At 72.1% G+C, this 3,603-nt stretch carries 4 protein-coding genes; 2 read left to right on the top strand and 2 right to left on the bottom strand.

The genetic code is table 11. From position 1 onward, the window contains the following. The coding region (locus tag A5714_RS08550) for a 3-deoxy-7-phosphoheptulonate synthase (RefSeq protein ID WP_197513618.1) at positions 1–201 on the top strand (201 nt) is incomplete at its 5' end. A gap of 9 nt (positions 202–210) precedes the next feature. Here the strand turns inward: A5714_RS08550 and A5714_RS08545 are convergent. Then, positions 211–1,461: a protein kinase gene (locus A5714_RS08545; RefSeq protein ID WP_197513617.1), complete on the bottom strand. Its 1,251-nt coding sequence runs from the start codon at positions 1,459–1,461 to the stop codon at positions 211–213. A 125-nt stretch (positions 1,462–1,586) separates the two neighbouring features. Between A5714_RS08545 and A5714_RS08540 the strand changes: the two genes are divergently transcribed. Further along, the gene (locus A5714_RS08540; protein ID WP_068072550.1) at positions 1,587–1,991 is read left to right on the top strand and encodes an Rv2175c family DNA-binding protein; all 405 of its coding nucleotides are present in this window, start codon (positions 1,587–1,589) and stop codon (positions 1,989–1,991) included. Positions 1,992–1,997: 6 nt separating this feature from the next. On the opposite strand, the gene A5714_RS08535 is transcribed toward A5714_RS08540, so the two are convergent. After that, complete coding sequence (locus A5714_RS08535) at positions 1,998–3,533, bottom strand: alpha-(1->6)-mannopyranosyltransferase A (RefSeq protein WP_068284531.1); 1,536 nt, start codon at positions 3,531–3,533, stop codon at positions 1,998–2,000. Positions 3,534–3,603: the final 70 nt, after the last annotated feature.

The following is a 3,603-nucleotide window of genomic DNA, read 5'->3' as shown; positions in this document are numbered from 1 at the left end:
GTGCACCGGGCGCTGGGCACCCACCCGGGCGGCATCCACGTCGAGATCACCGGCGAGGACGTCACCGAATGCCTCGGTGGCGCACAGGACATCTCGGACGTGGACCTGGCTGGACGCTACGAGACGGCGTGCGACCCGCGGCTGAACACCCAGCAGTCGCTGGAATTGGCCTTCCTGGTCGCCGAGATGCTGCGCGACTGAGGCGAGCCGCTAGAGCAGCCCGTCGAGGTTGCTGCCGACCGTCCACGCCGCCGTCGCGACCAGCCCCGTCAGCGCCAGCACCACCGCGATCCACACCAGCACCATGCGGCGGTTGTGCTGGCGCGCCAACACGAACTCGCTGATCGGGATGCCGGCGAATTCGCCTGTCAGCGGCTCGTATTCGTCCTCGTAGGCGTCATAGGGCTCGTCGTCCGATTCGGCGTATTCGTCGTCCGGTTCGGCCGCGACGGGGTGGTGCGGCCCGGTCCAGTCCTGCGGGCCACGCGTCAGCTGGCGGGTCGGATGGCGAACCGGCGGGCCGGGCGCGCGCTGGCCCGGCCTGCTGCGCGACAACGCCGCCGAGCGGTGCTGCGCGGAGTTGCGCGGCGCGGGCACCCGGAAGGGCGGCAGCCCGAGTTCGTCGGCGATCGCGTCGAGGGCGGCGCGCATCTCGGCGGCGTCGGCATACCGGTCGGCCGGATCGCGGGCGGTCGCCCGCCCCACTAACTCGTCGAACTGCGCGGGCACGCCGTCGATCACCGCGCTGGGCGGCGGCACGTCGGTGTCCAGGCGCTGGTAGGCGACCGACAGCGGGGAGTCCCCGGTGAAGGGGGTGCGTCCGGTCAGCAGCTCGTAGGCGACCACCCCCAGCGCGTAGACGTCGCTGCGCGGGCTGGCGTCGCCGTCGCGGACCTGCTCGGGCGACAGGTAGGCCGCGGTGCCCAGGATGACGCTGGTCGACGTGATGCCGGCCGCCGCGACGGCGCGCACCAGCCCGAAGTCCGCGATCTTGATCTCCCCGTCGTCGGAGATCAGCACGTTCTCGGGCTTGACGTCGCGGTGGACCAAGCCGGCCCGATGCGCGGCGGCCAGCCCGCCCAGCACCGGGCGCAGCACCGCCGCGACGGCGTACGGCGGCATCGGCCCGCGCTCGACCAGCAGCTCGCGCAGCGTGCCGCCCTCGACGAGTTCCATGACCAGGAACGGGTGCCGGGCGTCCAAGCCCTGGTCGTACACCGCGACCAGCCCGGGGTCCTTCAGCCGGGCGACGGCGCGCGCCTCCCGTTGGAAGCGGGTCAGGAACTGCTCGTCGCCGGCGTAGCGGGCGTCCATCACCTTGACCGCGACGGGGCGGTCCAGCCGGGTGTCGACGCCGCGGTAAACCGTCGAGGTGCCGCCGCTGGCGATCCTCGACTGCACCAGGTAGCGGCCGTCGAGCAGGGCGCCCTCCACGGGATCCCTCGCAGCCGATCCGGTCACCGGGCCATCGTAGGTGGGCTACCGCGATGCCGGTGCCGCGCCGGGCGCGCACACCCCGCGAACAGGGCGCGAATGGGGTAGGAGAACGCGAGGTCAAGGCGTGCCGCCGGGCATACACTGGCGCCGTGAGCAGTATTCCTGCCGGCGAGGACGTCCTGGATCCCGAAGAACCCACCTATGACCTGCCGCGGGTGGCCGAGCTGTTGCACGTGTCGGTCAGCAAAGTGCAGCAGCAGCTGCGGGAGGGGCACCTGGTGGCGGTGCGGCGCGCCGACGGCCTGGTCGTCCCGCAGGTGTTCTTCACCAAGTCCGGCGAGGTGGTCAAGAGCCTGCCGGGGTTGCTGACGATCCTGCACGACGGCGGGTACCAGGACACGGAGATCGTGCGCTGGTTGTTCACCCCCGACCCGTCGCTGACGGTGACGCGTGACGGCAGCCGCGACGCGCTCAGCAACGCCCGGCCCGTCGACGCCCTGCACGCCCACCAGGCCCGCGAGGTGCTGCGCCGGGCCCAGGCGATGGCGTACTGAGCGGGTCTACCGAGCGTCCGCCGGCGCCGCCGGCCGGGGCGCGCGGTGCAGGCTGTACCACGCGACCAGCGCGGCGGCCGTGGCCAGCGTGAAGTGCAGCCACGAGTACATGCCATGGGAGCCGTCGGGCTTGAAGATCACCATCACCCACGTCGACGCGCCGGCGATCAGCGCGACCGCACGCCGCGACTGGGCCAACGGCGCCACGATGGCCAGCGGCCAGGAGTAATACCAGGGCAGCGCGGCCGGCACGAACAGCACCACGACCAGCATCGACCACGCGATGCCCAGCAGCGCCGCCCGGTCGTCGCGGCGGAACCGCCACCACAGCAGCGGCAGCGCCACCGCGATGACGGCGATGCCGACGAAGCGGGTGATGCGCAGCAGCGGATAGAAGTTCACCGGGAAGAACCCGCTGCCCAGCGCGTGCACCAGGTTGGCGGCCGCGGTGGGCACCGTCAGCCAGTTGATGATCTTCACCGAACCGGCCAGGGCGGTAAGCCAGCCGAAGCCCACCCCGGCCACCGCCGACAGGACCGCGAACACGGCCGCGAAGATCAGCAACGACGCGGCGGTCGCGGTGAGGAAGGCCCGGGCGGGTCGGTAGCCCCGCTGCTCGCGCAGGTGCCGCAGCCACACCCACACCAGGAAGGGAAGCGCGATGCCGGCGGTGGCCTTCACGGCGATGGCGACGGTGAGCAGCGTCGTGCCCGCGACGTGGCGGCCGGCGAGCACCAGCGTGATCCCGGCGACCATCAGCCCGACCATGAGCATCTCGTTGTGCACCCCGCCCATCAGGTGGATGAGCACCAGCGGGTTGAGCGCGCAGATCCACAGCGCCGTCGGGCCGTCCGCGCCCAGCTGGCGGGCCAGGCGCGGCGCCGCCCAGACGAGCAGCATCAGGCCCGGCAGCATGCACAGCCGCAGCAGCAGGGTGCCAGCCACCATGTTGTTGCCGACCACCACGGTGACCAACTTGGCGATCAGGATGAACGCCGGGCCGTAGGGGGCGGTCGTGATACTCCAGATCGGGCTGACGTTGTCCAGCAACACGTTCGGGTTGGCCACCGGCCCGACGGCGTACGGGTCGAAGCCGTCGCGCAGCAACGCCCCTTGGGCCAGGTAGGAATAGGTGTCCCGGCTGAACACGGGCACCGACACCAGCAGCGGCGCCAGCCAGCAGCCGGCGGTGGCCTTCATGGCGAATTCCGACACCGCGCCGTCGAGCACCCGCCGGCCCAACGCCAGCCACGCGATCAGCATCAGGCTGACGCCGATCCACAGCACGATCGAGGACAGCACCAGGCCGTGGCCGAAGCGGGTCCACGACAGGTGCAGCGATTCGAGCAGCGGGTCGTGCTGGCGCGTGCTGCCCGCCCCGAGCCCGCCGAGCGTGATCAGCACCGACCCGAGCATCCCCAACTTCGCCGGCCGCGACTCGGCGCCCGCGGCGAAGGACCGCAGCCGCGCAAGCCATTGCGCGCGTGGGGTTTCGGCGCCAGCCGAATCGGCGGCGGGGCTGTGTGTCGGCGTGGTGCTCACGCGGACCGGTCCGTGGCCATCGCGGCCAGCTGGGACAGCCCCGCCTTGGCTGCGCTGTCGATGGGCGCGG

This window comes from Mycobacterium sp. E2462, assembly GCF_001672685.1.
Lineage (GTDB): Bacteria > Actinomycetota > Actinomycetes > Mycobacteriales > Mycobacteriaceae > Mycobacterium.
Note: the sequence above shows the minus strand (reverse complement) of the source record. Positions and strands in the feature narration are given on the sequence as shown.